This is a genomic window from Actinopolymorpha sp. B9G3 (assembly GCF_040120725.1).
In the GTDB taxonomy this organism is placed as follows: domain Bacteria; phylum Actinomycetota; class Actinomycetes; order Propionibacteriales; family Actinopolymorphaceae; genus Thermasporomyces.
Genome location: NZ_JBEEAB010000076.1, coordinates 1 through 1,245 on the forward strand (window position 1 = coordinate 1; position 1,245 = coordinate 1,245).

Annotated in this window: 1 protein-coding gene and 2 pseudogenes; 1 reads left to right on the forward strand and 2 read right to left on the reverse strand. The window is 61.0% G+C overall.

The window, feature by feature from the left end:
* Nucleotides 1–126, forward strand: a pseudogene (locus ABNF93_RS35225) (IS630 family transposase); the annotation flags it as partial.
* Here the strand turns inward: ABNF93_RS35225 and ABNF93_RS34640 are convergent.
* Together ABNF93_RS34640 and ABNF93_RS35230 are read right to left on the reverse strand one after the other, a co-directional pair.
* The gene (locus ABNF93_RS34640; RefSeq protein ID WP_349332499.1) at nucleotides 109–1,107 is read right to left on the reverse strand and encodes a hypothetical protein; all 999 of its coding nucleotides are present in this window, start codon (nucleotides 1,105–1,107) and stop codon (nucleotides 109–111) included. The pseudogene ABNF93_RS35225 and the gene ABNF93_RS34640 overlap by 18 nt on opposite strands.
* 13 nt (nucleotides 1,108–1,120) lie before the next feature.
* A pseudogene (locus tag ABNF93_RS35230) lies at nucleotides 1,121–1,245 on the reverse strand (IS630 family transposase); the annotation flags it as partial.

Consider the following 1,245-nt stretch of genomic DNA (forward strand, 5'->3'; position numbering starts at 1 on the left):
ATCACCAAGATCCGCCAATTCATCACCGGCTGGAACGACCGCTGCCACCCCTTCGTCTGGACCAAGACCGCCGACCAGATCCTCACCAAAACGAACCGTCAAAAGATCTCAACCACGGGGTACTAGGTGGGCGGCTTCTAATGCGCGCTGGCACTGGTCCTTCTCTGCCAGGCTGGAGTAGGCATGATGACGATCGGATTGAATCGATGCGGCACGGTCGAGGACGCGACAGAAGCGATCGACAGCATCCGACCAACTGCACGAAGGCCCAGACCGCTCGTAGCTCTCCAGGACTTCTCGCAATCCGGACTTCGCGAGTCCGTCCTCAGGCAGCCCGTCGGACTCGAACGCTTCGCTCTTCTGCTCACTGGATTGACCATTCTCATGCTTGCCGAACCACGCTGCGCTGACGAAGCCGCTTCGATTGACCTTGTTACCCAACCGCGCCGCCATCAGCGCCCATGCACTGCCTGCGACCTCGGCACGGGTGGGATTGCCGCTGCCGTCTGTCCGATCGATAGTCAGCAGTGCTGAGCCAATTCCAGGGAAGTAGTCAAGCCGGACTGCGTCCTCACGCCAAAAATCATCAATCGCCCCGTGCGCAGGTATCTCGTCAGTGACGTTCTCCACGGCTCCGTTGTTCGCCGACGCGACCACCATCTCGAACCCAGTGAGCTCCGGCTTCCATGTGTGTACTATGCGCGTGTACTTGCCAGATTTCCATTGCCGCCGCCCCGTGAACGCTTCACTGGGCCTGGTTAGCCGCGCCAGCTGGCGCGCCCGCTCGACTACCACGGCAGCGATGATGTCCCGCAGGATTGTCGTCTTGCCTGTTCCGGGCGGCCCGTTCACCGCGAAGATTCCAGCGTGCCTGGGGTCGAGCATTCGCATCACAGAGTTGACTGCAAGCTGCTGGCTCATCGCAAGAGGACGCTCGGGGCTGTCCGGCCAGCGACCCAACGGCACGTTACCGGGGGCGGTGTGATTCATGACAGTTTCCAGACTCTGCCGCACATCTATCCGTCGGGAGACATCGACAGCGGAAGCTGGGCGCAGGTACTCCCTCAACGCTGCACCCACCCTGCCCGCTTCGACCTGCTCGGACACGCCTTCAAGGTCGCTAGTACCCCGTGGTTGAGATCTTTTGACGGTTCGTTTTGGTGAGGATCTGGTCGGCGGTCTTGGTCCAGACGAAGGGGTGGCAGCGGTCGTTCCAGCCGGTGATGAATTGGCGGATCTTGGTGA